We start from the raw sequence: 24420 nt of genomic DNA, 5'->3' as shown, positions 1-24420 counted from the left end.
ATCTACTAGTACGACAAAACAACAAGGAGTAGCAACATGCAAAGAATAGTTTCTTGGGTAAAAAACCTCCGTCCTTTGAAGATTTTAACAGTGTTTTTAGCGGGAGTATTTTTATTGATTGCCCAAGCCTGTAACCGTCCAGATATAGCCGCACAGCCTTCACAACCTGGCGCTCAACCACCCAATGCCCAAAGATATGATCCTACAAAAAGTTATGAAGTTAAAACTCCTTATGAAGGAGGAATAAACAACTTTAGTGATGTCGATCCCCGCTCAAAAGCAACTGAAAAAGCAGCCGACGCTCAAGCTAAAGCCTTAAGCGATAATGCTCGCAAAAATGTTGAACAAAAAGGCATTGACAGCCCCGATCAATATGTGGAAAATTTCCGTCAAGGTACACCCTTAGGTGAAAGAGTCAAACGCCTGGGAGAAAATATTAGTAATTCAGTTGAAGACGTCAGACAAGGTGTTAGCGAGGGAACTCAGCGAGGAATAGAAAATATTCAAGAAAACACCCAACAAGCCGCTAAAGACTTGACAAAAAATGTGCAACGTGCAACAGAAGATGCAGGCAAAAATATTCAGCGGTCAGCTGAAGACGCAGCCGCATCTGTAAATAGAGCAGTTAAATCAGTAGATTAGGATTTAACACAGTTCATTTTGTAGAGACGCGAAATCTCGCGTCTCTATTATTAATTGTTAATTGATATATCTAGTTCTTGTGTTCTAAATACCAATTCTGTAGCACTAGCTGCTGAATTTCCCGCCAAGGAATGTTATGTCTGCGTGCTAATTCTGCACAATCTTCATATTCTGGTTGCACATTAGCGATCGCCTCTTGATTTTGCCACGCTACCTTCACCCGCACCGCCCCATATTCTGTTTCCACATGTTGAATTTCTCGTTTGAGGACAGTTCGTTGTTGCGTCGTCCGTCGAATTCCTAGAGTCGTCGTTTCCCGGAATAAAATCGCTTCACAACTGGGTAAAAGATCCGGATAGCAGATCACAGTTAACAAAATTCCTGGACGAGACTTTTTCATCCCAATCGCTTGAGTGAACACATCCAAAGCACCAGCCGCGAACAACGCCTCAAACACATAACCGATCGCCTGGGGATTCAAGTCATCAATTTGAGTTTCCAGCACCGATACAGTTTCCATCGCTTGACTCAAATCTAAGTGGCAATTTGTCACTTCCCCCATCCAGAGCCGTAGTATATTGGGGATGGGCAAATCTATGCTGCCTGCGCCTAGTCCTACTTGGTGAATAGTGATTGGTGGTGGCGCGCCGAACTCTCTAGCCAAAGTAGTGGCGATCGCTGCGCCCGTCGGTGTCACCAATTCTCGCTCAATACCATTGCTATAAACAGGACAACTCCGCATCTCCCACAGCTTCAACACCGCTGGTACAGGTACCGCCATCTGACCATGTGCGGCGCGAACCGTTCCCCCACCAGTGGGAAACGCCGAGCAATAAAGTAGAGGTAATCCCTCATTATCGCTGTCAATGCCCAACCAATCCAACCCCAAGCAAGTACCCACAATATCGACCATTGCATCCACAGCACCAACTTCATGAAAATGAACTTTTTCCGGAGAAATGCCATGGACAGCCCCCTCTGCCACTGCTAGCTGCCGGAAAACAGCTAAACTCCAGGCTTCTGCTCTCGATGGCAACCCCCCTTGGAGAATCCGGCGCTCGATTTCCGGTAAGTGGCGTCCATGATGGTGACTATGTGCATCGTCGTGGTGGTGATCGTGTACCAAATCCACATGAACTTTAGTTGCTTGCTGTCCGTTGCGCTGCACAAATTCCGTCCGCAACTGATATTCGTGAGCGATTCCCAAACCACCGAGTTTTTCAGCCAAATACTCAATGGGAACACCCAAACTCACCACAGCACCCAAGCACATATCACCAGAAATTCCCGTCGGACATTGAAGATAAGCAATTTTAGTCATAGATTTTGTCATTTGTTATTGATTGTTCGTCAAAAGTCAAGAATAATTTTCCATCCTCCCTAATCCCTCATCCCTAGTTCCCAGCCTCTAGCCGCCAGTCCCTCATCCCCAGCCCTTATGGCAAAAATTTTCACACTCCATCCTGATAATCCCCAAAATCGCCGAATAGAGGAAGTAAAATCGGCACTTTCTAGCGGTGCAGTCATGCTCTACCCTACTGATACAGTTTATGCAATTGGTTGCGATTTGAATGCCAGATCGGCGGTGGAACGCGTCAGGAAAATTAAGCAGTTAGCAAATGATAAACCTCTGACCTTTTTGTGTCCCTCTCTATCTAATGTGGCAACTTATTCTTCTGTAAGTGATACAGCTTATCGAATTATGAAGCGTTTGATTCCAGGGCCATATACATTTTTGCTACCCGCTACTAAATTAGTACCAAAGCTGGTACAAAGTCCTAAGCGCAAGACCACGGGAATCAGAGTGCCAAATCATACTGTATGTCTAGCGTTACTGTCTGCTTTAGGAAATCCGATTATTTCCACTTCAGCCCATTTACCACCTGATGAAGCAGATGTTCAAATAGTTGAGAATAGCCTCAAGCCGATTCTGTCTCAGATAGAACTGTTTGACCGTTTAGACACTTTGGTAGATGTCATTGTAGACACTGGCGAAGAACCGACTTATGAGGTGTCCACGATTTTAGATTTGACGGGAGAAGAACCAATGATTACACGACGGGGTTTAGGCTGGGAAGCAGCAATAGCATGGGTGTAAGCACCGCGCTTCATCAACTCACCAGTCTATTTCGGAAAACATGATAAAAAAGACTCCAGTTCTGCGATCGTCATACTTAGGCGAGCTGCGAGTGCCGAAAAGGCAATGGTGATCAAGTTAAGCCCAGCAATAGTTCTAACTATTTTTAGCATAGGTTGAATCTGCCAATTTCAGCCCTAATGCAGTTGCTTGTGAAAAAACCGACACACTACCTCGCCCGTAACTTTTACAAATTTCCTACAGTCTTATATGTGAGCAGCACGCGCTGAAAGTCTCAATAGAAGAACGCCGAGAAATTCTTCTATCAGGACTGGTTTGTTGTGCTGACTTGGTTTTGTAATTACGGTGCGATACCACATCTAGGAAAATTCATGAAAGCTAATCTTGCCAGTCTACCAACTTCCTCATCTGCTTTTAACGGCTACGCTGCGACTGATGAATTATCAACCGGCACAATAGACACCCTGATGCAATTGTTGTGTCAAGAAATGCAAGCCCAAGTGAAAGCTGCATCCGGTTGTGTACAAGCTGTAGCCAGACGCATGGCTAGAGAAGTAGAACGCATTTGCGATAAAAGCTCCCGCATTCAAACATCTGGCGAGATTCAATCTTGGCAGCTGACACTAGCAAGGCATCGTCTGCAAAAATGTTTGCGTTATTATCAATTGGGTTCCAAGCGGGGGCGCGTAGAATTACATAGTAACTTAGGTGCGATAGTTTATCGACATGTTACTACCGCTGGTTCAGAATTAGGGTTTGAAGGTCGCTATAATTTAATCGAAGATTTCCTACAAGCCTTTTATATCGAAGCTATCAAAGCTTTTCGTCGGGAAAATGAACTCCCAGAAGATTACACCCCACGGACGCAGTTGCAATTAGCAGAATATATGGCATTTTCAGAACAGTATGCCAAGCGCCGCATTAATTTACATGGTAGTGCTAGTCAGCAATTGATTATTTTGCGTGCTCAAGGATTCGCTCGTCGCCAACCCCAGGAAACCACTGTGGATATTGAAATGGCGGTAGAGTCGGCTAAGGGCGAAGAAGCAGAAGCTTATCAACGTAACTCAGCGGTACAGCAACTGCGATCGCAAATGGTAGCACAAACCAACTTCGATCCTTCTGAAGAATCAGAACGCGATCGCGTCGTTACCGAATTAATTAGATATCTGGAGTCTCAAGGTCAATCTGACTGTGTTAATTACCTGACTTTGAAATTACAAGACCTTTCTGCACCCGAAATTGACCAAATTCTCGGTTTAACCAGCCGTCAGCGCGATTATCTCCAACAACGCTTTAAATATCATGTAGAAAAGTTCGCCAAGCAACATCATTGGCAATTAGTACACCAATGGCTAGGTGCCGGTTTAGAACACAAGCTAGGTCTGTCAGCGCCACAATGGGAAATGTTTTTAGCTCAACTGTCCCAGGAGCAGCAGCAAATCCTCAGTTTGAAGATAGCACAGCATGGTGATCAGGCGATCGCTAAAGTCATTAAATGCACCCCCAAACAACTACAAAAGCGCTGGACACAACTCTTAGATATGGCCTGGGCTATCCGCAACGGTAATCATGAAATTAAGGCAAATTGAAGCTATCTTTTCAGTATTCAATTGATAGCAATATTGAGATTTTTTGCAGCAAATAAGTGAATTTGTAACAGTTTTTTTGTCAATTTTTTCTGTTCTTTTAATCAATTCAGCTAACATTTTATTCATTGCCAATCGTGAACACAATTAAATATCTCACCTCACCTCCATCAACTCTACTTACCAAGTAGATAAATGGGGGTAATGCCCTTTTTTCATGGCTAAAAGCAGTCTATTGTATTGAAGAATACTTTTTTTCTGTTGCAAATATAACCCTTATGGGTACTATTCATCCCTAAGTACAGGCAGCTACTTTGAATATGTACTCACGAGATAAATCAACAGAAAAAACAGTATGTCGAACACACCACAAGAATTTAACAACCCTGGTAATTCCAATCCCCAAGAATCATTTCTAAACGAGACTGGAACAGAAGGATTTCTACCACCAGGAAACGAAGAAAGTTTGCAGGCTGAAGCAGCAGCACAAGCCCTCCAAGAAATTCTGTCTCAAGTAGACCCAGATCTCCTTTCCTTAAAAGACGAGATCGAGAAAAGTTTGGTCGCCACAACCCAAGCGATCGCTGCATCTGCAACCTCAGCACGGGAAGCAGGCGGTTCCAACATCGTGGGCGTAGGGATTGGCTCCCCTGATGCTCAATCCATACTTTCAGGTCTGAGCAGCAATCCCACACCCGGAAAACTCTCCCTCAATATCTACACAATCGATACCCTCAGCACAGAGCAGTTATTGAGCGAACTGTCTGCAATAGCTGGTACACGTGCTCTCACCGAGTTATCCATTAACCAAATCCCCACTGGTCACATCGATGCACTTAATCAGCGTGCTCGCTTCCGTCCCGCTCCAGGAGGTGTTTCCGTGGGTCATTTTGCTATCACAGCAGGGACACTAGGCGCATTGAGCAGGGGGAATCGCGCTCCTCGTTCTAGTCGCCTCTTGATTCTCAGCAACAACCACGTATTGGCTAATTCCAATAGCGCCAGTGTTGGTGACGCCATCCTCCAGCCAGGGCGTTTAGATGGTGGTAACAATCCGGCTGACCAAGTTGCAATCCTGGAGTCTTGGGTACCAATCAACTTTGCCGGTGGAGCTAACTATGTTGACGCCGCCACAGCTTGGGCTTGGCCAGACCGTGTACGCCCCGAGTTGAAGTATGAGAGCGGTGGAAGTGAAATTTACTTCCGCATCAATAGCACTCCCGTAGCACCAACAATCAACCAAGTCGTTGGTAAAACAGGACGGACAACAAATCTGACTCAAGGACGCATTACCGATTTGTCAGCCACAATCAACGTCAACTACGGTGGTGGTCGCGTAGCACTTTTCCGAGATCAACTCACGATTCAAAGCACATCCGGCTCACCCTTTAGCGCTGGTGGCGACTCCGGCTCATTGATCTGGACTTGGGACAATCGTTGGGCACCTGTGGGCTTGCTATTCGCTGGTGGCGGGGGCTATACCTTCGCTAACAAGATTCAAAGGGTACTCGCAGCTCTAGACATTAACCTTTACACCTAGACGACTCCTCAATGGTGGATCAGCTCGTAGTCAGGATTTTAGTTCTAGATTTTGAAGCACTAAAGTCCTGACTATAAACCTCCGCCTCTTCATCATGAGGCGGAGCATTTTCCACTAGGATTGAGATGAGGCGATCGCGTGGAGCTTTTTATGACTAACGCTGAACAACCACAATTCCAAATACCTAACCAAACTGAGTTAGGACTAGAAATGGGGCCGCGAGATTATTCACCAACACCATCACCACCAGACAGCCAAATAGAAAGCATTATTCAACGCCACGAAGCCAATCTACTGGCAATTCCGGGAGTAGTTATGATATCTCATCGCATCGTTGAACCAAAAAAAGAAGCTATTATCGTTGGTGTCATCAATGCTACAGTGCTCAACCGCTTGCCAAACCAGTTAGAAGGGGTGCCAGTTCGTGGCGAAGTCACAGGACAAATTGACGCTCTTTAAATACAAACTCTACTATTGGGCTTTTCAAATTACACATTAATAAAAGTTGCAGTTTAAATCCCAGATTTATTGAGCAAATCTGGGATTTAAATTTGAATAAATCTTGAAGTAGAAACGTTAAAATGCAACATCTCTAATTGGTACTTTTTAAAGAGGTTTAATAACTCCTGTTACTTTAGTTTGTACCCCGAAGCCATCAAGCTTTTTAGGAATATATTTTTGCACATTAGCATTGAGCAAATAAATAACAATTACATCCTTCCCATTCGCATCTTTGCTGATACCAACTCCGTTCACGCCACTAATACCTAACAAGCACTGCTCATACTGCTGCTTCACTTGGTCAATTTTTTTGGGTTGAGCCAATTGTTTTCCAAAACTATTTTTATTTGCAGAAATCTTGACTCTGGGTGTGACTTCAAATTGAGCACGAGGTTTAATAGTTCCAGTCACTCTAGTTTGGACTGCAAAGCCATTAAGTTTTTTGGGAATATATTTTTGGTCATTAGCATTGATTAAGTAAACAATTATTACATCCTTACCGCTGGCATCTTTGCCACTACCCAATCCTGTCACACCGTTAATACCTAACAAGCATTGCTCATTTTGCTGCTTCACTTGTTCAATACCTGAAACAGGTTTAGTTCCAGGTGGAGCTTCAAATTGCGCTAACAACGGCTCATTTGCTTGAGCGGCAACACCACTTGCTGCTGCAACTAATGACATTAACATTGTGCAAGATATTAATCTTTTAACATCCATGATAAATAACTTCGAAGAAATAGATTCAAAATCACTATACGGTGATTTAGGCAGAATTTTCATAGCTTAATATCAGTCAATAATAGACGAATAATCTGACGGTAATTGTCAGTCGCAAAACTTTAGTTTACGACTTACTAGCTTTCTAAAAATAGCTCATTAATTGTCAAACACTCTCTGACATACTGATTCAAGCTTCTCAAAAAAATGACGCGATAATTCCTCAATTAGTTCCGATGAATAATAACAGTAATTAAACACTATATGCTGAGGCAAAGGAACAAAATATTGATGGTTATAAGACTCATATTTGATTTATCAAAAAACTCAGTATACCTCTACCCCCATTTCTTCCTATTCCCTTTATTTCCGAGCTTTAATCAAACCCCGCTAACCGGGAGCAAATTACTGAAAAGCAGCGTCATCAATAGAGACAACAAATCACATCTCCACTGATGCCTAAGCATTTTTTAAAACTGCCATTTCTCATCACATTCTGTCTATTTTCCAGCTTTATTCCTGCTTCTGGTTCAGTTTTTTGTCCAGCACAAGCTGACGATCGCTACAGTAAGTCAAGTAAAAATTATGGCACAGATGGCAGCAAGGGCAGTGACGGGCGATCGGGTAGAGATGGGCGTCACGGTCAAAACCAAACGATTTTTATCGATGCATCACCAATTAATCTTGACCTGTCTGGTGAGGATGGCGAAGATGGGGAGGACGGTAGACGCGGTTCTCAGCCTCATTGTGGTCAACAACCAAAGGATGTCAACCACGACCAGAAGGCACCCGATGGCGGTAATGGCGGCGATGGTGGTAGGGGCGGTGATGCGGGGAATGGCGGTTCAGTGAATGTCTACTACAATAATTTGGCTGATTTGCAGAAAATTTTTGTCCGCGCACCGGGTGGAAAAGCTGGGCGTGGCGGTCAGGGTGGCTATGGTGGCGCGGGTTGTCGTTGTCGCCGAGACAGTTGGGAGATTGAAACTTGCGAGGGGACTCCCGGTACACCCGGTTACAAATGCACTAGAAGGAGTTACAGGTGTCAAGATGGCAGAGATGGTAGATATGGCAATCATGGCACAAATGGCAACCAAGGACGCCTAGGTACTCTCAGTATTATTAAAGGTAAGGAATCCTTAGCAGGTGATTTGCAAAGTTTGCAGATGACAATTGCAGAATTGACGCAAAAGCAGTTTAATCTTTCTAAAAATAAATGGCATGTTCGCACCGGCGCTACTTCTTTGCTGGCTCCTGGTTCTGTGATTGCTGACGAATATAGAGAATTTGCTCAACGCCTAGAAGGAACTTTTAAACTAGTTTGGCAGGAGAAACAACCGATTGCGAGTTTTGGTAATCAAATCGCCAAATTAAATTTAAACGATAATCAACAAATTGAAGTAACTTTTCCTGAAGATTTATGGGTTGCAGGTAGCAGCCAGACTGAGGCTAATTTAACGACTTTTACTGTTAATCATGCTATCCCGCAAAAAGATGTGACACGGTTAGCAGTGGCAGAATTTGAGGGCGTTGAACGCAATCTCAATTTAAAAATTGTCGATTTGGCAGCAAAATCTGATGTGATCCAAACTCAGTTTTGGCTAAAATTGCGATCGCAGGATCACTTAGCTGGCTCTTTTGATTACCAAACTGTCTACGAAGGCAATTTACCCACGGAACTGATCACCCGCGACTATAACCGTTTTATCCTGGCTTTAGGCAAGCTGAAACTTCCCGGTACTGTCCTCATTCCCGGTACGAATGTAGATATTGAACTTGTCGTCACTCGCTCTTTAGCAGGGCGTTCTACAAAACAAAGAATTAACTGGCAAGGTATTATCCGCAGAAATAGATGACTATTATCCTAGTTATCTTTATACGTGAAACATACAACTTGGTGAGGTACAGATTATTGTAAGGGCGTAGGCTCATTGGTGTTAACTTAAGCCACAGATGGCTGATCGCAGGGCTTACCTACCACGGGAATGAATTCCCTCTCTTATAGCTGAAGTCTACTGAAGTAGACTAGGAATTTGTGAGAGTTTTGAGTCATCTTGAGATGACTTTTGCTATGAGACTCAGAATTCATTCTGAGGTGGGACAAGGGTTTCACGTTAAGTTGACACGTATGGCGTAGGCTTCGCCCCTACAGGTTATTAATGTGTTGCCAAAATTTAGAGAATTGGTATTAGGGACTAGGGAAAGGATCTGAGTAATGAATTTTGCAGAATCTGACTTTCCCAGTTGCGAATTGATATGACCCCTATTTTTAACAAAATTTCGTGGGTTTAAGTCCCCGGATTCTAAAATCCGTAAGTTTTGTGGTGGGGTCTAAATCCCCATCACAAAACGTAATTGCGAATTGCGAATTGCGAATTGCGAATTGGTTTAACGTCTTCCGCTCTGAATTTTGTCAAAAATGGCACCATCATCAAAAAACTTCTTCTGGACGCTATCCCAACCACCTAAATCTCCAACGGTGTAGAGTCGGGAAATTTTGGGAAATCTATTTTGGACTTCTTTCGCTACTGTGGGGTTAACGGGACGAAAACCAACTTTAGCAAACTCCCGCTGTGCTTCTGGTGTAAACAAAAATTTGACGAAGGCTTCTGATACTTCACGAGTACCGCGCTTATCGACGTTTTTATCGACGACTGCTACTGGGTTATCAATGGAAATGTTCACAGATGGAATCTCAAAAACTGAGTCGGCTTTTCCTTGTTGTGCAGCTAAGAGTACTTCATTTTCGTAATTCAGCAGCACATCTCCCTGACCTTTTTTATAAAATGCATCGCTGGCTTCCCGCGCATCTTTGGGTAACACAGCTACATTCTTAAACACTTGGGTGACGTAATTCAGCGCTTGGGTTTCATTTCCGCCATTCTTCGCCACAGAACCCCACAAGGCTAGGAAATTCCACCGCGCACCACCGGAGGTTTTGGGGTTAGCAGTGACAATCTTGATTCCGGGTTTGGCTAAATCAGCCCAAGTCTTGATCTTTTTCGGATTACCAGGACGGGTTTCTAGAGCAACGACTGAGCGAGTTACAATGCCGCCATTAGGAGCTTCTTTTTCCCAGCCTGGTTTAATTAAACCTGCTTGTTCAATTTTTTTTGTGTCTAAAGCTAAGGCTAAAGCAACAACATCTGCTTCTAAACCATCAATCACAGCACGCGTTTGAGAACCAGAACCACCAAAGCTTTCCCGAACTACCAAATCTTGACCTTTTTCTTTTTTCCATTTGGCGACAAACTGGGGAATAATTTTTTCATACGCAGCTTTGGTAACTGCATAGGAAACTAGGGTGATTTCTTTAGTACCTTTTTGACTAATGAGTTGAGTTTGTCTCTGCACAGATGCTGTGGGCGACGATTTGGTTAGTGCGTAAACCGGCACAAAAGTACTAACGCCTAAGCCTGTGACTAGCAATAAGGCTGAGGTTTTGTTGATAGAAGATTTAAATGCTTGTAGCTTCTGTTTTACAGTGCCTAAGGCTGGTAATTTTTGCGACTCTTGGTGTGTCATGGGTTGCAATTTGCTCAGGTAATTTCTTTAAAATCCGAAAACTCTATCGGAATGCAGTAGTAAATGTTTATGAGAGAACACACTACCAGATGGAATTAGACAAATCAAGAGGTTTTGATGCAAAAACTACGGTTTGTTGGTAGAAAAATAGATGTATTATTTCGTTAATTTAGCATCAGCAAACTGTGATTTATCTTGACAATTTTTATAAAATGTTGTATGCAATTACTTCACAATAGTGCTAACGACTCCGGGAGTGTTAACATCACCCTAATTTATATCGACAAAGTGGAGTTTACCTATTGTGTTTTGCTAGTGATATCTGCAATCATCTATTACCATAAACTATACATACGGTATTTATGTCGAATAACCGTAGATTTTATGAGGAGCATCTAAAATGACTTTGTGGCAGCGAATTTATCAGCGATCGCTATCCAACTATAAAAGAGTAAAATCTTTTCAAAGCTTGGCATCACTATTTTTAGTAGGGATATTCTTGAGTGTGGCTGTTGCAGCTTGCTCAGGAAACACTGCCAGTAATTCTACCACCGAAACCCCAGGCGCTAGCCCTGTTGCTGCCAATAAGCAAAATGTTGAGCTAACTCTCGTTTCTTTCGCTGTCACCAAAGCAGCCCATGAGGCGATTATTCCCAAATTTGTCAGCAAATGGCAACAAGAACATCAGCAAACAGTCACCTTCAAGCAAAGTTATGGTGGTTCTGGTTCTCAAACCCGCGCTATTATTGACGGCTTAGAAGCTGATGTGGTTCACTTGGCACTAGCTGGAGATACCCAGAAAATTGAAAAAGCGGGACTGATTCAGCCAGGATGGGAAAACGAAGTTCCCAACAACGGTATTGTTTCTAAATCAGTAGCAGCAATTATCACTCGTCCAGGAAATCCCAAAGGAATCAAAACTTGGGAAGATTTAGCTAAAGACGGGACAAAACTGATCACCGCTGACCCCAAAACTTCTGGGATCGCTAAATGGAATTTTCTCGCCTTGTGGAATTCTGTCATTAAAACCGGTGGCGATGATACGAAAGCTACCGCATTTGTGACTAAAGTGTACAATAACGTACCAATTCTCACCAAAGATGCCCGTGAAGCAACTGATGCCTTTGCCAAGCAAGGTCAGGGAGATGCTTTGATTAACTATGAAAACGAAGTGATTTTAGCGCAACAAAAGGGCGGTAAGGTAGAATACATTATTCCTGATGTAAATATCTCCATTGATAACCCAGTAGCAGTTGTCGATAAAAATGTGGATAAGCACGGTAATCGGGAAGTAGCAGAAGCTTTCGTCAAATTCCTTTATTCCCCCCCTGCACAAGAAGAATTCGTTAAATTGGGATTCCGTCCCGTGGATGAAAAACTATCCCAAACTAAAGAAGTGACAGCTAAATTTCCGAAAGTGAAAACTCTGGGTACAGTCCAAGACTATGGCGGTTGGGATGCGGTCGATGAGAAGTTTTTCGCAGACGGGGGCGTATTTGACAAGATTATAGCCCAAAAACAGCGGTAATTCCTAGAGAGCTTACGCAGCTAAAGGCTGAAGTATGAAGTATGAAATTACCCATTAGTGTCAACTTAGGCGAGAAATGGCTTATCTGTTGGCTTCCACACCCGCCCAGAACTGAAGTTCAAGGCTAATAACTAAAGTCTACTGAAGTAGACTAGGGATTTGTGAGAATTTTCAGTCATCTTGAGATGACTTTTGCTATGAGACTCAGAATTCATTCTGAGGCGGGACAAGGCTTTCACGTTAAGTTGATACCAATGGAAATTACCTTACCCATAAACACATGGGGCTGGAACTAAGAAAAAAAGTTTGATTTTTTCGCCCACTATTCCACTTGGCTTGTGCCAATTCTTACTTCATCCTAGCCTGCATCAAGCCCTCTCCGTCTTCAACCTTCATCCTAGCCTGCGGCCAGATCTCTCCGTCTTCAACCTTCATACTTCAGACTTCATCCTTCATCCTTCAGACTTCATACTTCTTTATGGCTTTATTTCCTTCTGCACAAATTGACCGTAGAACTCCAGGCTGGAAAGCTTTTTTAACTAAGTTAAATCAGATTCCCTGGACTTGGCGAATTACGCTAATATACTTGACATTCATGCTGGTAATACCGATAACGGCGATGTTCTTGAAAGCAAGTACTGAACCGCCGGCGAGGTTTTGGCAAATTGCTACAAGCGAGTTAGCAATAGCTACATATAATGTCACCTTTGTCACCTCATTGTTAGCAGCTTTGCTCAACGGCGTCTTTGGAACATTGATAGCTTGGGTACTAGTGCGCTACGATTTCCCATTGAAACGCATTATTGATGCCACGGTAGATTTACCCTTTGCATTACCTACCTCGGTTGCTGGGTTAACACTGGCAACAGTTTACAGCGATAATGGCTGGATTGGTTCACTATTAGCACCATTGGGAATTAAGGTAGCTTTTACTCGCTTGGGTGTGGCTGTAGCGATGGTATTTATTTCTCTTCCGTTTGTGGTGCGGACGGTACAACCTGTACTTCAGGAAATGGAACGGGAAATGGAAGAAGCAGCTTGGTCTTTGGGTGCTTCTCAGTGGGAAACTTTCTGGAAAGTGATTTTTCCACCTTTATTCCCAACAATTTTGACTGGTGTGGCTTTGGGTTTCTCTCGCGCTGTTGGGGAATATGGCTCTACTGTAATTATCTCATCCAATACACCCTTTCAAGACTTGATTGCACCTGTGCTGATTTTTCAGCGATTAGAGCAGTATGACTACTCTGGTGCAACTGTGATTGGCATGGTTTTATTATCCATTTCCTTAGTGTTGCTGATAGCAATTAATTTATTACAAGCGTGGTCAAGAAGATATGACAAGAGATAATGTGATTCAAAAAACTGCGAATCAATCGTCTTCAGATGTACCAAAACAGGAAAAAAGTTGGGTACCAACACTATTAATTGGGATTGCGATCGCCTATTTATTTTTAGTCCAATATATCCCTGCATTCAACGTTTTTGTCCAAGCTTTTCAAAAAGGAGTAGGGCCATTCTTCACTAACTTAGCACGCCCCGCTTTCATCCACGCAGCTTGGTTAACACTATTGTTAGCCTTGATCTCCATCCCGCTGAATGCCATATTTGGATTGTGTGCAGCTTGGGCGATCGCTCGTCACAAATTTCCCGGTCGCGCTCTGGTTTTGAGTATCATTGACCTACCCTTCTCTATTTCTCCCGTAGTTGCTGGATTGATGATTGTCCTACTGTATGGGCGCAATGGCTGGTTTGGCCCTTGGTTACAAGCACACGATATCCAAATTATCTTTGCTTTTCCTGGTATGGTACTAGCTACGGCGTTTGTGAGTATGCCTTTTGTCGCTAGAGAAGTAATTCCAGTTTTAGAAGAATTTGGTAGTGATCAAGAAGAAGCCGCTAGAACCCTTGGTGCAAAAGATTGGCAAGTATTCTGGCGTGTTACCTTACCCAGCATTCGTTGGGGCTTGCTTTATGGTCTAATTTTGACCAATGCGAGAGCAATGGGTGAATTCGGTGCGGTTTCTGTGGTATCAGGAAATATTGCTGATAAAACCCAAAGTTTACCACTGTTTGTGGAAGACGCTTATAAACAGTATGAAACCGAAGCTGCTTTCTCTGCAGCGGTATTGTTGGCGCTGTTAGCAGTCGTCACTTTGGTGTTGAAGGAGATTCTAGAACGGAAAACCCGCATTAAAGATGTTGACTAAAGATGGGGTGATGGGGTGATGGGGAGGTAGGGTGATGGGGAGTGTGGGGGGTGTGGGGATGAAAGCGTCAGGCTCAAAGGCTCACATTTGAGGCTCAAAGGCTCGCGGTTCAGGCTCAAAGGCTCACACTTGAGGCTCAAAGGCTCACACTTGAGGTTCAAAGGCTCGCGGTTCAGGCTCAAAGGCTCACACTTGAGGTTCAAAGGCTCGCGGTTCAGGCTCAAAGGCTCACGCTTGAGGTTAAAAGGCTCGCGCTTGAGGTTCCAAGGCTCGCGCTTGAGGTTCCAAGGCTGACACTTGAGGCTCAAAGGCTCACGCTTCAAGCTCAAAGGCTCACGCTTCAAGCTCAAAGGCTCACGCTTCAAGCTCAAAGGCTCAAACTTTAATCCCCATCACCCCACCTCCCCATCATCCCATCACCCCATCACCCCACCTCCCCACCTCCCCACCTCCCCACCTCCCCACCTCCCCACCTCCCCACCTCCCCACCTCCCACACTCCCAGCCCCTAATCCCTAACCTCTAACCCCTATTATTAAATGACATCTAACCCAGTTCACAGCTTAATTCTTGTACCACAGCGGTATCATCGACAACCTGTGATTTCTCGATTGGTGTCTCGCTATGGTTTAACTGTTAATATCAAAGCGGCTTCTTTGGTATGGGGTAGTGATAGTAACGGCTGGTTTGACTTAGAACTTTCGGGAAGTCCTGAACAATTAACTAATAGCTTGTCATATTTGCAAGGATTGGGGGTGGATTTAGTTGATTTGGCGATCGCTAACCAAATTCAACCCAAAGCGCAGAAAATGACTTTACTAAATTCAGTCGAAGCAAAGTATCAATCCCATCCGCAAATTACTCATAGAAACCAAAAATTTACTAAAATTCAATGGCAAGAACAATTCCCACAATTGATTTCTCAAGGACAAAGCCATCGATTACGTTTACAGTTGTGTATCTTAAAAAGCTACTACCAAAAACCTATAATTTCTCAGTTGGTATCTCGTTATGGGTTAACAGTAAATATTACCAGCGCTCTGCTGCAACCTGATACAGAAGATGATGGCTGGTTTGAGTTGGATTTGTGGGGTAGAACTCAACAACTCAGCTACAGCTTGAGTTTTTTAGAAAGGTTAGGTATCCCAATTTGGACTAACTGAAGTCTGAAGTCCGAGGTATGAAGTCTGAAGTCTGAAATATAGGAATCTGATTTGATTTGGAGAAAAAATGCGTAGGATGTGTTAGCGTCAGCGTTACGCACCTTCATCGATGCTTCTGGTGCGTTATGAACTGCATTCTAACACACCCTACAATACTTCATACTTCATACTTTTTTCATCCTTTATACTTCATACTTCATACTTTTTTCATACTTCATACTTTTTTTATGCCTAAATTTCATAGTACCAAATGTCTTCTTCTCGCAAGACAATGCGATGTAGCGAAAGGCGGTCAATTAAACCTTCTTGTTCAAATTGTCCCAGCACGCGAGTAATGGTAACACGAGTTGATCCCAGCATCACTGCTAAGTCTTCGTGTGTTAGACGCATATCAATTAAACGTCCTTTTTCTACTTCTGAACCAAACTTTTTCGATAACCAAGCTAATAACTTGATCAGCATGGTATCTACTTTCTTATGGCTACGAATCACCATCAACTCTTCTGCTTGTTGAATATGTGCTAGCAAGGTTTGTGTTGGTTGATACCAATTTTCTAGCGGGAAAACTTTCGCCTCTACTTTAGTTAAGCACTCCATTTGATATGGTTCCAAGTTTGATAGTGCTCTACCGACGATATCTCCCGGCCCCCACAAGCCCAAAGCTACGGTTGTACCGTCTTCTAAATAAGTAAACGTCCGGACAAACCCTGTTTCAATCTGCCAAAGAGTATTTTTCAGTTCCGGTAAAAACGTTCGCCGTGTAAAGGTCTGCTTAGTATAATTACTGATTTGATTGGAAACACCTGAGTTTAAAAACATTATTGTGTGTAATACAGTTTTCCGATACACTATTAGTAGTATATAGGTATATCAGGTTTTCATCAGCTATGGGTATTGCAATTGAGAATGTCTCCAAGCATTTTGGTTCCTTTAAGGCTGTTGATCAAGTAAGTTTAGAGTTTAAAACAGGCTCTTTAGTAGCATTATTAGGCCCTTCCGGCTCAGGAAAATCCACCTTGTTGCGGATGATTGCGGGGCTAGAAAAGCCTGATTCAGGTGAAATATGGTTAGTTGGTCAAAATGCTACACACAAGAGTGTACAAGAACGGCACATTGGATTCGTATTTCAGCATTATGCTTTATTTAAGCACTTAACAGTGCGAGAAAATATCGGTTTTGCGCTGGAACTCCGCAAAGCTTCTAAAAATAAGATTAAGCACCGAGTAGATGAACTGTTAGAGTTAGTACAATTACAAGGCTTTGGCGATCGCTATCCTTCGCAACTATCTGGAGGACAAAGACAGAGGGTAGCTCTAGCGCGATCGCTAGCCGTACAACCTCAAATTTTACTGTTAGATGAACCCTTTGGGGCATTAGACGCCAAAGTTCGTAAAGAATTACGCAATTGGTTACGACATCTGCATGAAGATGTAAATGTGACAACAGTATTTGTTACCCACGACCAAGAAGAAGCGATGGAAGTTGCTGACGAGATTGTGGTGATGAATAAAGGGCGAGTAGAACAAGTAGGAACAACCGCCGATATCTACGACCATCCAGCATCACCCTTTGTCATGAGTTTTATCGGCCCAGTCAACGTTTTACCCGGTGATTCCGGAATCCAACCACACAATCGTTCTGTATCTCCATCAGATCAGGTATTTTTACGCCCTCATGATATTTCTATTCAAATCAACGCAACCGAAGAAGGCTCACCTGCGAAAGTTGAACACATAATTCACCTCGGCTGGGAAATTCGAGTCGAATTGCTTCTAGACCTGGGTGTGAGAGTCAATGCTCACCTCAGCCGAGAGGAATTTAATCAACTCCAACTCGTACAAAATCAGCGCGTGTACGTTAAACCCAAAAATGCCAGAGTTTTTCCGGCTTATGTTTGATGTGGGGAGTGTAGGTAGGTGGGGAGGTGGGGAGGTGGGGAGTTTTGAAGTCCAAGTTTCAGGTTTAAAGGCGCAAGCTTTATCACCCCATCACCCCATCACCCCATCCCCCCATCCCCAAACCTAAATCCCCGCACCATCGAGAAATTCGTCAATAACTCGATTTGTATCCAATTTATTGCAGTTTGCAGGTTCGTGCTGTGCTGGAGTTAGGGATAAGCTCGATGGGGTGAATTCCTCAATTTGTTGTTCTAAAGCTTTAACTCTTTCAAATAGGGCGCGGATGGCTTCGGCTTCCACATCTCGCAGTTTATTGTGAGCGAGACAATCGATAGTGGTGTTATTCTGGCGAGTGATGCGGCCAGGAACACCGACTACGGTTGTGTTGCTGGGGACATCTCGCAGCACCACTGAGCCAGCACCGATGCGGACATGATCACCAATTTGAATATTTCCTAAGACTTTGGCGCCAGCACCGACGACAACATTGCTACCTAGGGTGGGGTGGCGCTTACCTGTTTGTTTACCGGTACCACCGAGGGTGACGCCTTGATAAATGAGGGCGCCGTCACCAACGATCGCTGTTTCGCCGATGACTACACCCATGCCATGATCAATAAATACACCATCGCCAATCACTGCCCCTGGGTGGATTTCAATTCCTGTCAAAAACCGACTAATATGTGAAATGAATCTGGGTAAAAAAGGCATACCCAGTTTATACAGCGAGTGTGCTAGGCGATGAAACACTAAAGCTTGCAGTCCAGGATAGCAAAACAGAACTTCCAGCCAGTTACGAGCAGCCGGATCGCGTTCATAAATTGTTTGCAAATCTCTAATTAACATACATTCGTGGAGATGATTGTTGAGCGGTGGTGGTTTTAAGCAGCAGAATAATTTCTGCCAAATTTTCACCCGTTAATCAATATTGTGTAGGATAATCTACGGTAAGTCGATAGAGTTGTGTATTTTATGTATAAAATAGGTGAGATGGTATCATAGCCGACCATCTGTGAAACTTATTTTCCCCTAGAATACATAATCCTATCGACATACAGTAGTATTTTGAGTAGAGAATTGAATAGCCAAAACTACCCTCTGTTGGATCTGTCTTCCAAAGTTGAATACGCGCTGCTAGCGCTTTTAGAACTAGCTAGCCATCATGGGCAAAAAGTGCCGCTAACGATGAGTGAAATCACAGCCAAGCAACCTATACCAGAACGCTATCTAGAACAAATTTTGACTAACCTACGGCGTGCTGGTGTGGTGCAAAGTCAACGCGGCTCTAGAGGTGGTTTTTCTTTAGTTCGTGAACCTTGGCAGATCACCTTATTAGAGATTGTCACTTTAGTCGAAGGTGAGCGGAAGGAAAAAGACACTTCTGAAGCTGCCACACTAGAAAGAACTCTGGTACATGAAATTTGGGATAAAGCTAACACCGCTTCCATTGAGGTGTTGAGTGGGTATACACTGCAGGATCTGTGTCAGGAAAGAGAAGCTCGCGCCCAGCACAGTCCGATGTATTACATTTAGCGGTTAATGGGCTGAAAAAGCTAGACTTCTTGCAGAAGTCGGAAACAGGGAACAGGGAACAGGGAACAGAAAGTAGAAAAGATACTTTTGCAAGAGGTTTACTGAGTTAGGAGGGCGATACTTGCTCGCTGGAGATAGCTTTGAGTTTGGATGTGAAAGAGTCGGAGCGATCGCTTTTTTCTGGGGTAAATTGCCCAATTTTTCGTTGATTTACGGCGGGTGGTAATAGCTTACTGAGTTTATGGGGAATTGTGGAAAGTTGTGAAGCCAGAGAACGAATTCCTTCTGAATTGGAACTTGGTTGTGGTGCGGGGGTGGTAATGTTGCTTTCTATCTCTTCACTGGGAAGTGGTTTTTCTTCACTGCTGACGAGTTGCAGGGGCGGTGTCTTTCTTGGGGTAGATGTTAATTGTGGATTTCTCTTTTCCGAAGAAAAGTTTCTTTTCGCAGGTGGAAGAACTAGTGTGGTAGGTGCAGTTAAGCTTTCGGGAAATTTGCTACAAATCATCCTTTCAAACTCCATGTTGAAATGATAAATAGCTTGACCTCTTCGCTGCCAAAATGCCAGGATTTGCTGGACTGAAACTGCTTTATAACGACCTTGATATAGTGCTTCAATCACGGCTAGATGCAGCCAATCTACAGGATAATGCGCTTGCCAACGTTTAATTAATTCACCAGCACTATAACCACTAAGATCAAAACTATAGTGAATTAATAAGGCTGTCGCTAAATCTGGTGAGCTATCTGGAACTGGTGTAAACATGGGGCTATTTGCTGTATGGCAACAGGTTAAATTTCCCACCCATCGCATATAGCCTAACGTGCTTTTAGCTATAGGGTATTGGCCTAGGTTTTTCCAAGTTAAAAGGCGGTGCTTTTTATTTTACTTGGTCAACTGATTGCAGGCAAAACAATATAGGGTGAGTTAATTATCGGTGCTCGATTAATGGCAACTAATGCTTGATATACCATAGCGGCTACTTCAGCACGTGTTGCTTCTCGCGCCGGGAGGAGTTGTTGAGGTTGTGGATAGTTAACAACAATTTGTTGCTTTGTAGCGGTGGCGATCGCTTTTTTGGCATAGTCTGGGATGGCATCAGCATCGCTGTAGGCGAGTAAAAGGTCGCTACTAGCTGGGGCTAAGGCTAGCCCATTAACTAAGGAGACAATCACCTGCAGTCGCTGTACGTTTTGATTAGGGCGGAAGGTGTTGTCGCTAAATCCGCTGACGAAACCCCCACTAGCGGCGATTTGAATTGCTTTAGTTGCCCAAAAATTCTCAGCTACATCGGTAAACTCTGGTGCTGGGCGTTTAGCCACCGGGTTGAGGGCTACTGCAATCAAAGCTGCATACTGGGCGCGAGTCATAAGTTGATTTGGCTGGTAACTACCATCAGCAAAACCACTGGTTAAATCCATGCTGACTAGTGCCCGAATAAACATTTCGGCCCAGTGTCCTTGCAAGTCGCTAAAAGAAGGAAGATCAATTCCTGGATTGACAATATACGGCGAGGCGATCGCTTTTTCTTTGCCAATAGCGATCAGGGCTTGATAAATTAAGGCTGCTACTTCGGCGCGGGTGATTTCCCGCATGGGTTCTAGTTGTTCAGCTTCGGGGTAGTTGACAACTAAAAGTTTTTGGGTAGCAATGGCTAAAGCATTGGTAGCATAACTGGGTATCTGGGCGCGATCGCGGTATGTAGTTAACACATTGGGATTGCCTCCGCTAAATTTCAAGCCATTAACAATTGATACAATCGCCTGGATTTTTGTCAAGTTTTGGTTTGGTCGAAATGTCCCATCGGGGAAGCCACTAATAAAACCCATATTAGCGGCGCTGATGATGGCTGCTTTTGCCCAAAAGTCAGGTTTTACATCCGTAAAATTACTGTTTTTGTTAGCAGCAGGCAACTGAAAAGTTTTGGCAATTATAGCAGCGTACTGGGCACGTGTGATGGGGGACTCTGGCCCAAATTTGCCATCGGGAAAACCGCTAATCAAACCTTTGCTCACCAAGGCTTCCACAAAAACCACTGCCCAATGTCCACCTAAATCGGGGAAACTGGTACTCACGGCGATCGCTCCGGGAGAATCGGCTGTGGCTGCGAGAAAGTCTACTGCTCCCTTTACCAAGGTAGGATTGAGTTGGTTGCCGATGGAAATTAATTGCTGTGGTGTAATATTTTGTAAATCAAATTCTTTGTTTTCACGGAATATATTGTCAGCGGGGTCTTGAATACTACCAAGGTCAGGAATAGCATTACCGTTGACTAATAGACCACCTTGTGAGTTTTTGGCGATGAGATTTTGTCGCAGCACTGGGCGGGCGTCCCGCGAGAGAGCGATCGCTGTTTTATTTTCGGTAATTATGTTATTTGCTACTAATGGTGCAGCGGCATCACTAATGGCGATCCCTAAAGCGTTTTTTTGGAAAGTATTTCTTAATACTTCTCCCTTACTATTGCGAGCCATAACTAAGGCGCTGGCGGCGTTCTGGACAAAGACATTATCTTGAATTGCGGGTTTAGCAGTACCAGTGGCGAAGACACCTTCTCTGGCACAGTTGATAAAAGTATTATTACTTAAAGTGGGGGCTGTGGATTCAATCCAGACACCAGTACCTTTTTCTGTGGTATTTGTGACCGTCACACCCCTGAGACTAGCATCACCGAGTAATAAAATTGTGATATTCTGTCCACCAAAACTGGGACTTTGATATGTCCCACTCCCCAAAATAACGATACCCGCACCTTTGCTGGGTTCGTTACCCACGACAATCACCCCCGTAGGAATCACTAGCGGAAACACCTCACCAGTGGGGACGTGATATGTGCCGAAACTGAGTTGAATAATTGTGGATTTTGTGGAGATTTTTAAAGCGCGGGTGAGACTTTTCAGGGGACTCAACCGCGAACCAGCATTACCATCATTTCCCGTCACCGGATTGACATAGAGTGTGGTAGCTAGGCTAGAGTTCACCATGAGTTGTTGAGAAGTTAAGTATTTGGTACTAATCCACTTCGTTGTACCATTTTTGTGTATAAAAAAGGCGATCGCTAATTCTCTCAACTTAGCGACTAATTTTGCCAAACTAGAAAATATGAAATTTTTATCTTTTCATTATTTCAGCTTGATATTTGGTATATTACCTATATTCACACCCCTAGTTGTCCAAGCTAATTCTGACAATCCCAATCAACCGGGCAAATCACCCGAACCAGGCTGGAGTTTATGGCGACCACAAGCAGAAATTTCCCAAGCGGATTTTGATTCTGGTTTTTCTAATTTGGAGTTGGGGGGATATTTGGATTTTGAAAATTTTTGTAAAACTAGTTCAGAATCCGATGCAAAAGTTAACTATTGGTTTAGATTGAGTAACAGCGTCAATCGCATTGGTACAGGAAAAGTCGAGTTTGGCTGTTGGGTAAAAGGGCGGTTTGTTCCAGGTTATAGCAGCACTGCAATCAAAAGGAGCTTGGGCACGGTTAGTTGTCTGCGGGTCAATTCTCCCACGAAAAAAAGCTTGGTGATTTGGCAAGAACCTCAGCTAAATTCTCGCAGATTGGGAGTGGTTGCTCACGGAAGAACTGTGAAACTAGATAGTTTCCCCGCTTCTATTGTCGAGGTGAATGGGGAACATTGGCTGGCTATTAGCTCTCCTAAGAAAGGGTGGGTAAGTGATGGTGCTCCTGCTAGCTCTGGAAACCTCAGGTTATGCTCTTTGAAGGGTGGACAACTGTTAAATTTTTAGGTTTCGCTTCCACTGTAGCAGCTTCTGCCAAAACGTTACCGTATTTCGCTTCCACTGTAGCAGCTTCTGCTAAAACGTTACCGTATTTCGCTTCCACTGTAGCAGCTTCTGCTAAAACGTTACCGTATTTCGCTTCGACTGTAGCAGCTTCTGCTTTGGCGTTACCGTATTTCGCGCAGGCTGTAGCAGCTTCTGCTTTGGCGTTACCGTATTTCGCTTCCACTGTAGCAGCTTCTGCTAAAACGTTACCGTATTTCGTGCAGCCTGTAACAATAGATGGCGATGGACAACATCCTACGAGTAGCTTTTTTGAAGTATTGGGGTAATGATTCTGGGTGTAAATTGCTAACGTTGTTATCTAACATACATTTTGTTATTAGTAATGATACTAGCGCTACAGCAAATTTTACCTGGATGACGGATACTGTTCCAACGACAGCGCAAAATTTCCCTATCTATTGCTCAATTATGAAATGTATTAAGTGTGGCACTGACAACAAATCCCATGATGTAACAATTAATGAAGGTCGGTGTTTGCAATGCAATCATCCCTTTGTGTTTGCACCGGATACTATGGGTGGAGTGAAGATTACCGACGCTATGTTTTCTCAAGCGATCGCTGATTTATCCGCTGATAATACTTTATATTTTACTCCCAAACAATTATTTTATGTTTTAGATGCTAGTTTGCGAGAAAATTCATTTGCAGCTAGAGAATTTATCAGCTATTATTTGGTTTTTCATCTTACTATCACAGTGTTTTTCTTAGACTATCTACCTGTGAATTTAATCTGGCAATTAGGCGTTGTTTATTACTTATTTCATCAGAGCAAATCTCCAAAGCTGAATCAAACAAATAGGCAAACAAGCGCTAAAATATTACGAGTTATTGGTGTATTAATCGTAATTACAGGAATTGTTACTCATTTATACCAATCTGATTTTTGGTTATCATTTGTCCCCATCTTGATTACAGGTATAATAGCAATATATTTAGGAACAAAACAGATTTGGCAAACTGGATTAACACAAGAGTTGTTATTTACTCAATCTCAGTTCTTCGATTGGCTCAAGCAGTGGCGAAAAATCAACGGATTTAATCTAAAAATCTTACCAACATCACATCAAAATCTAGATTTTCCAGTTGATGATGCGACTTGTTTAATTGTGTGTGAAAATAGTGCGATCGCTCAACTATTAATCGCCAATAATTTTCACAAAGAATTTAACTGTGTAATTCTCAGTGTCACTGGATATCCCCAACAGATTTTTGACAATACAATGCAAATGCTGCGTCATCGACCCAATTTAAAAGTATATGCATTCCATGATTGCACTCCCCAAGGGATGAGTTTAGTTAATCATCTGAGCACCACTCCTAATTGGTTTCTCAACAGCAACGCTACAATCATCGATATAGGATTGTTACCCCGTCAAATTATCGCCACTAAAGTGGGAATGTTTATTCAAATATCACCGGGATTGGTGCAAGCAGCGAAAGCATTAAGTGACGAAATTCGTCAGACTTTATCCGCTGAAGAATTAGCGTGGTTGGAATCTGGAAGGTTTGTAGAATTGGAATCTTTTACAACCCCAAGAATCATTAAATTGTTGCAAAAAGGAATTGCTAATCATCAAGATTTAGCAGGTGAAGCTAGCAATTTAACTTCAGCAGATGATATGGGTAATGAGATATATTTTATGGAAAATTATGTTTAATATA

Annotated in this window: 24 protein-coding genes; 15 read left to right on the top strand and 9 right to left on the bottom strand. The window is 43.3% G+C overall.

Going from position 1 to position 24420, the window contains the following annotated elements:
• Nucleotides 1-36 precede the first annotated feature (36 nt).
• On the top strand, nt 37-642 hold the full coding sequence (locus MIC7126_RS0121905) for a DUF6658 family protein (RefSeq protein WP_017655301.1): 606 nt from the start codon (nt 37-39) through the stop codon (nt 640-642).
• Nucleotides 643-712: 70 nt separating this feature from the next.
• On the opposite strand, the gene larC is transcribed toward MIC7126_RS0121905, so the two are convergent.
• Nucleotides 713-1963: a nickel pincer cofactor biosynthesis protein LarC gene (gene larC, locus MIC7126_RS0121900; protein ID WP_017655300.1), complete on the bottom strand. Its 1251-nt coding sequence runs from the start codon at nt 1961-1963 to the stop codon at nt 713-715.
• Nucleotides 1964-2080: 117 nt separating this feature from the next.
• On the opposite strand from larC, the gene MIC7126_RS0121895 reads away from it, so the two are divergent.
• The 4 genes from MIC7126_RS0121895 (at nt 2081) to MIC7126_RS0121880 (ending at nt 6328) form a co-directional block, all read left to right on the top strand.
• Nucleotides 2081-2740, top strand: coding sequence for an L-threonylcarbamoyladenylate synthase (locus MIC7126_RS0121895; RefSeq protein WP_017655299.1), 660 nt, complete (start codon nt 2081-2083; stop codon nt 2738-2740).
• A 371-nt stretch (nt 2741-3111) separates the two neighbouring features.
• A complete protein-coding gene (locus tag MIC7126_RS0121890) occupies nt 3112-4332 on the top strand; it encodes a HetZ-related protein (RefSeq protein WP_017655298.1) in 1221 nt (406 codons plus the stop codon).
• A 352-nt stretch (nt 4333-4684) separates the two neighbouring features.
• Nucleotides 4685-5869 carry a chymotrypsin family serine protease gene (locus tag MIC7126_RS0121885; protein ID WP_017655297.1) on the top strand — a complete coding sequence of 395 codons (1185 nt, stop codon included), beginning with the start codon at nt 4685-4687 and terminating at the stop codon, nt 5867-5869.
• 150 nt (nt 5870-6019) lie between these two features.
• The gene (locus tag MIC7126_RS0121880; RefSeq protein ID WP_017655296.1) at nt 6020-6328 is read left to right on the top strand and encodes a hypothetical protein; all 309 of its coding nucleotides are present in this window, start codon (nt 6020-6022) and stop codon (nt 6326-6328) included.
• A gap of 147 nt (nt 6329-6475) precedes the next feature.
• Here MIC7126_RS0121880 and MIC7126_RS0121875 read toward each other — a convergent pair whose 3' ends face one another.
• A complete protein-coding gene (locus MIC7126_RS0121875) occupies nt 6476-7153 on the bottom strand; it encodes a hypothetical protein (RefSeq protein WP_017655295.1) in 678 nt (225 codons plus the stop codon).
• Between the two features lie 392 nt (nt 7154-7545).
• Between MIC7126_RS0121875 and MIC7126_RS0121870 the strand changes: the two genes are divergently transcribed.
• Nucleotides 7546-8946, top strand: coding sequence for a hypothetical protein (locus tag MIC7126_RS0121870; RefSeq protein ID WP_017655294.1), 1401 nt, complete (start codon nt 7546-7548; stop codon nt 8944-8946).
• A 532-nt stretch (nt 8947-9478) separates the two neighbouring features.
• Here MIC7126_RS0121870 and MIC7126_RS0121865 read toward each other — a convergent pair.
• Nucleotides 9479-10615: a sulfate ABC transporter substrate-binding protein gene (locus tag MIC7126_RS0121865; protein WP_017655293.1), complete on the bottom strand. Its 1137-nt coding sequence runs from the start codon at nt 10613-10615 to the stop codon at nt 9479-9481.
• A gap of 400 nt (nt 10616-11015) precedes the next feature.
• On the opposite strand from MIC7126_RS0121865, the gene MIC7126_RS0121860 reads away from it, so the two are divergent.
• The 3 genes from MIC7126_RS0121860 (at nt 11016) to cysW (ending at nt 14350) form a co-directional block, all read left to right on the top strand.
• Complete coding sequence (locus MIC7126_RS0121860; RefSeq protein WP_017655292.1) at nt 11016-12143, top strand: sulfate ABC transporter substrate-binding protein; 1128 nt, start codon at nt 11016-11018, stop codon at nt 12141-12143.
• Nucleotides 12144-12621: 478 nt separating this feature from the next.
• A complete protein-coding gene (gene cysT, locus MIC7126_RS0121850) occupies nt 12622-13491 on the top strand; it encodes a sulfate ABC transporter permease subunit CysT (protein WP_017655291.1) in 870 nt (289 codons plus the stop codon).
• Nucleotides 13478-14350 carry a sulfate ABC transporter permease subunit CysW gene (gene cysW / locus MIC7126_RS0121845; RefSeq protein ID WP_017655290.1) on the top strand — a complete coding sequence of 291 codons (873 nt, stop codon included), beginning with the start codon at nt 13478-13480 and terminating at the stop codon, nt 14348-14350. The genes cysT and cysW overlap by 14 nt, the downstream gene beginning before the upstream one ends.
• Here the strand turns inward: cysW and MIC7126_RS32070 are convergent.
• Complete coding sequence (locus tag MIC7126_RS32070) at nt 14347-14721, bottom strand: hypothetical protein (protein WP_238553666.1); 375 nt, start codon at nt 14719-14721, stop codon at nt 14347-14349. The two genes, cysW and MIC7126_RS32070, sit on opposite strands and share 4 nt — an antisense overlap.
• A 167-nt stretch (nt 14722-14888) precedes the next feature.
• Between MIC7126_RS32070 and MIC7126_RS0121840 the strand changes: the two genes are divergently transcribed.
• Nucleotides 14889-15512 carry an NIL domain-containing protein gene (locus tag MIC7126_RS0121840; protein WP_017655289.1) on the top strand — a complete coding sequence of 208 codons (624 nt, stop codon included), beginning with the start codon at nt 14889-14891 and terminating at the stop codon, nt 15510-15512.
• A gap of 231 nt (nt 15513-15743) precedes the next feature.
• Here MIC7126_RS0121840 and MIC7126_RS0121835 read toward each other — a convergent pair whose 3' ends face one another.
• Nucleotides 15744-16331, bottom strand: a complete 588-nt coding sequence (locus tag MIC7126_RS0121835) for a Crp/Fnr family transcriptional regulator (protein ID WP_017655288.1) — start codon at nt 16329-16331, stop codon at nt 15744-15746.
• 68 nt (nt 16332-16399) lie between these two features.
• Here MIC7126_RS0121835 and MIC7126_RS0121830 point away from each other — a divergent pair, with 68 nt between their 5' ends.
• Together MIC7126_RS0121830 and MIC7126_RS32300 are read left to right on the top strand one after the other, a co-directional pair.
• A complete protein-coding gene (locus MIC7126_RS0121830) occupies nt 16400-17410 on the top strand; it encodes a sulfate/molybdate ABC transporter ATP-binding protein (RefSeq protein ID WP_017655287.1) in 1011 nt (336 codons plus the stop codon).
• Nucleotides 17403-17537: a hypothetical protein gene (locus MIC7126_RS32300; protein WP_017655286.1), complete on the top strand. Its 135-nt coding sequence runs from the start codon at nt 17403-17405 to the stop codon at nt 17535-17537. Before MIC7126_RS0121830 ends, MIC7126_RS32300 begins: the two co-directional genes overlap by 8 nt.
• Here MIC7126_RS32300 and cysE read toward each other — a convergent pair.
• Nucleotides 17534-18256 carry a serine O-acetyltransferase gene (gene cysE, locus MIC7126_RS0121820; protein ID WP_017655285.1) on the bottom strand — a complete coding sequence of 241 codons (723 nt, stop codon included), beginning with the start codon at nt 18254-18256 and terminating at the stop codon, nt 17534-17536. The two genes, MIC7126_RS32300 and cysE, sit on opposite strands and share 4 nt — an antisense overlap.
• Before the next feature lie 219 nt (nt 18257-18475).
• Between cysE and MIC7126_RS0121815 the strand changes: the two genes are divergently transcribed.
• The gene (locus MIC7126_RS0121815; RefSeq protein ID WP_017655284.1) at nt 18476-18943 is read left to right on the top strand and encodes an RrF2 family transcriptional regulator; all 468 of its coding nucleotides are present in this window, start codon (nt 18476-18478) and stop codon (nt 18941-18943) included.
• A gap of 106 nt (nt 18944-19049) precedes the next feature.
• Here the strand turns inward: MIC7126_RS0121815 and MIC7126_RS0121810 are convergent, their stop codons facing one another.
• Together MIC7126_RS0121810 and MIC7126_RS0121805 are read right to left on the bottom strand one after the other, a co-directional pair.
• Nucleotides 19050-19709, bottom strand: coding sequence for a hypothetical protein (locus MIC7126_RS0121810; protein ID WP_017655283.1), 660 nt, complete (start codon nt 19707-19709; stop codon nt 19050-19052).
• Nucleotides 19710-19837: 128 nt separating this feature from the next.
• Nucleotides 19838-21928 (bottom strand): S-layer homology domain-containing protein, encoded by a 2091-nt coding sequence (locus MIC7126_RS0121805; RefSeq protein WP_026100450.1) that lies wholly within the window; start codon nt 21926-21928, stop codon nt 19838-19840.
• 22 nt (nt 21929-21950) lie between these two features.
• Here MIC7126_RS0121805 and MIC7126_RS0121800 point away from each other — a divergent pair, with 22 nt between their 5' ends.
• Nucleotides 21951-22697, top strand: a complete 747-nt coding sequence (locus tag MIC7126_RS0121800; protein ID WP_193787693.1) for a hypothetical protein — start codon at nt 21951-21953, stop codon at nt 22695-22697.
• On the opposite strand, the gene MIC7126_RS28040 is transcribed toward MIC7126_RS0121800, so the two are convergent.
• The gene (locus tag MIC7126_RS28040; RefSeq protein WP_017655280.1) at nt 22654-22920 is read right to left on the bottom strand and encodes a hypothetical protein; all 267 of its coding nucleotides are present in this window, start codon (nt 22918-22920) and stop codon (nt 22654-22656) included. The two genes, MIC7126_RS0121800 and MIC7126_RS28040, sit on opposite strands and share 44 nt — an antisense overlap.
• A 191-nt stretch (nt 22921-23111) precedes the next feature.
• Between MIC7126_RS28040 and MIC7126_RS0121790 the strand changes: the two genes are divergently transcribed.
• On the top strand, nt 23112-24416 hold the full coding sequence (locus MIC7126_RS0121790; protein ID WP_238553665.1) for a toprim domain-containing protein: 1305 nt from the start codon (nt 23112-23114) through the stop codon (nt 24414-24416).
• Nucleotides 24417-24420 lie beyond the last annotated feature (4 nt).

Source organism: Fortiea contorta PCC 7126 (assembly GCF_000332295.1).
Taxonomy (GTDB): Bacteria; Cyanobacteriota; Cyanobacteriia; order Cyanobacteriales; family Nostocaceae; genus Fortiea; species Fortiea contorta.
The sequence above is the reverse complement of the archived record's forward strand: the minus strand, read 5'-3'. Positions and strand labels throughout refer to the sequence as shown.

Coding starts and splice junctions, on each gene's coding strand:
- MIC7126_RS0121905 (WP_017655301.1), top strand. CDS start 37: ATGCAAAGAATAGTTTCTTGGGTAAAAAACCTCCGTCCTTTGAAGATT.
- larC (WP_017655300.1), bottom strand. CDS start 1,963: ATGACTAAAATTGCTTATCTTCAATGTCCGACGGGAATTTCTGGTGAT.
- MIC7126_RS0121895 (WP_017655299.1), top strand. CDS start 2,081: ATGGCAAAAATTTTCACACTCCATCCTGATAATCCCCAAAATCGCCGA.
- MIC7126_RS0121890 (WP_017655298.1), top strand. CDS start 3,112: ATGAAAGCTAATCTTGCCAGTCTACCAACTTCCTCATCTGCTTTTAAC.
- MIC7126_RS0121885 (WP_017655297.1), top strand. CDS start 4,685: ATGTCGAACACACCACAAGAATTTAACAACCCTGGTAATTCCAATCCC.
- MIC7126_RS0121880 (WP_017655296.1), top strand. CDS start 6,020: ATGACTAACGCTGAACAACCACAATTCCAAATACCTAACCAAACTGAG.
- MIC7126_RS0121875 (WP_017655295.1), bottom strand. CDS start 7,153: ATGAAAATTCTGCCTAAATCACCGTATAGTGATTTTGAATCTATTTCT.
- MIC7126_RS0121870 (WP_017655294.1), top strand. CDS start 7,546: ATGCCTAAGCATTTTTTAAAACTGCCATTTCTCATCACATTCTGTCTA.
- MIC7126_RS0121865 (WP_017655293.1), bottom strand. CDS start 10,615: ATGACACACCAAGAGTCGCAAAAATTACCAGCCTTAGGCACTGTAAAA.
- MIC7126_RS0121860 (WP_017655292.1), top strand. CDS start 11,016: ATGACTTTGTGGCAGCGAATTTATCAGCGATCGCTATCCAACTATAAA.
- cysT (WP_017655291.1), top strand. CDS start 12,622: ATGGCTTTATTTCCTTCTGCACAAATTGACCGTAGAACTCCAGGCTGG.
- cysW (WP_017655290.1), top strand. CDS start 13,478: ATGACAAGAGATAATGTGATTCAAAAAACTGCGAATCAATCGTCTTCA.
- MIC7126_RS0121840 (WP_017655289.1), top strand. CDS start 14,889: ATGACATCTAACCCAGTTCACAGCTTAATTCTTGTACCACAGCGGTAT.
- MIC7126_RS0121835 (WP_017655288.1), bottom strand. CDS start 16,331: ATGTTTTTAAACTCAGGTGTTTCCAATCAAATCAGTAATTATACTAAG.
- MIC7126_RS0121830 (WP_017655287.1), top strand. CDS start 16,400: ATGGGTATTGCAATTGAGAATGTCTCCAAGCATTTTGGTTCCTTTAAG.
- MIC7126_RS32300 (WP_017655286.1), top strand. CDS start 17,403: ATGTTTGATGTGGGGAGTGTAGGTAGGTGGGGAGGTGGGGAGGTGGGG.
- cysE (WP_017655285.1), bottom strand. CDS start 18,256: ATGTTAATTAGAGATTTGCAAACAATTTATGAACGCGATCCGGCTGCT.
- MIC7126_RS0121810 (WP_017655283.1), bottom strand. CDS start 19,709: ATGTTTACACCAGTTCCAGATAGCTCACCAGATTTAGCGACAGCCTTA.
- MIC7126_RS0121805 (WP_026100450.1), bottom strand. CDS start 21,928: ATGGTGAACTCTAGCCTAGCTACCACACTCTATGTCAATCCGGTGACG.
- MIC7126_RS0121790 (WP_238553665.1), top strand. CDS start 23,112: ATGACGGATACTGTTCCAACGACAGCGCAAAATTTCCCTATCTATTGC.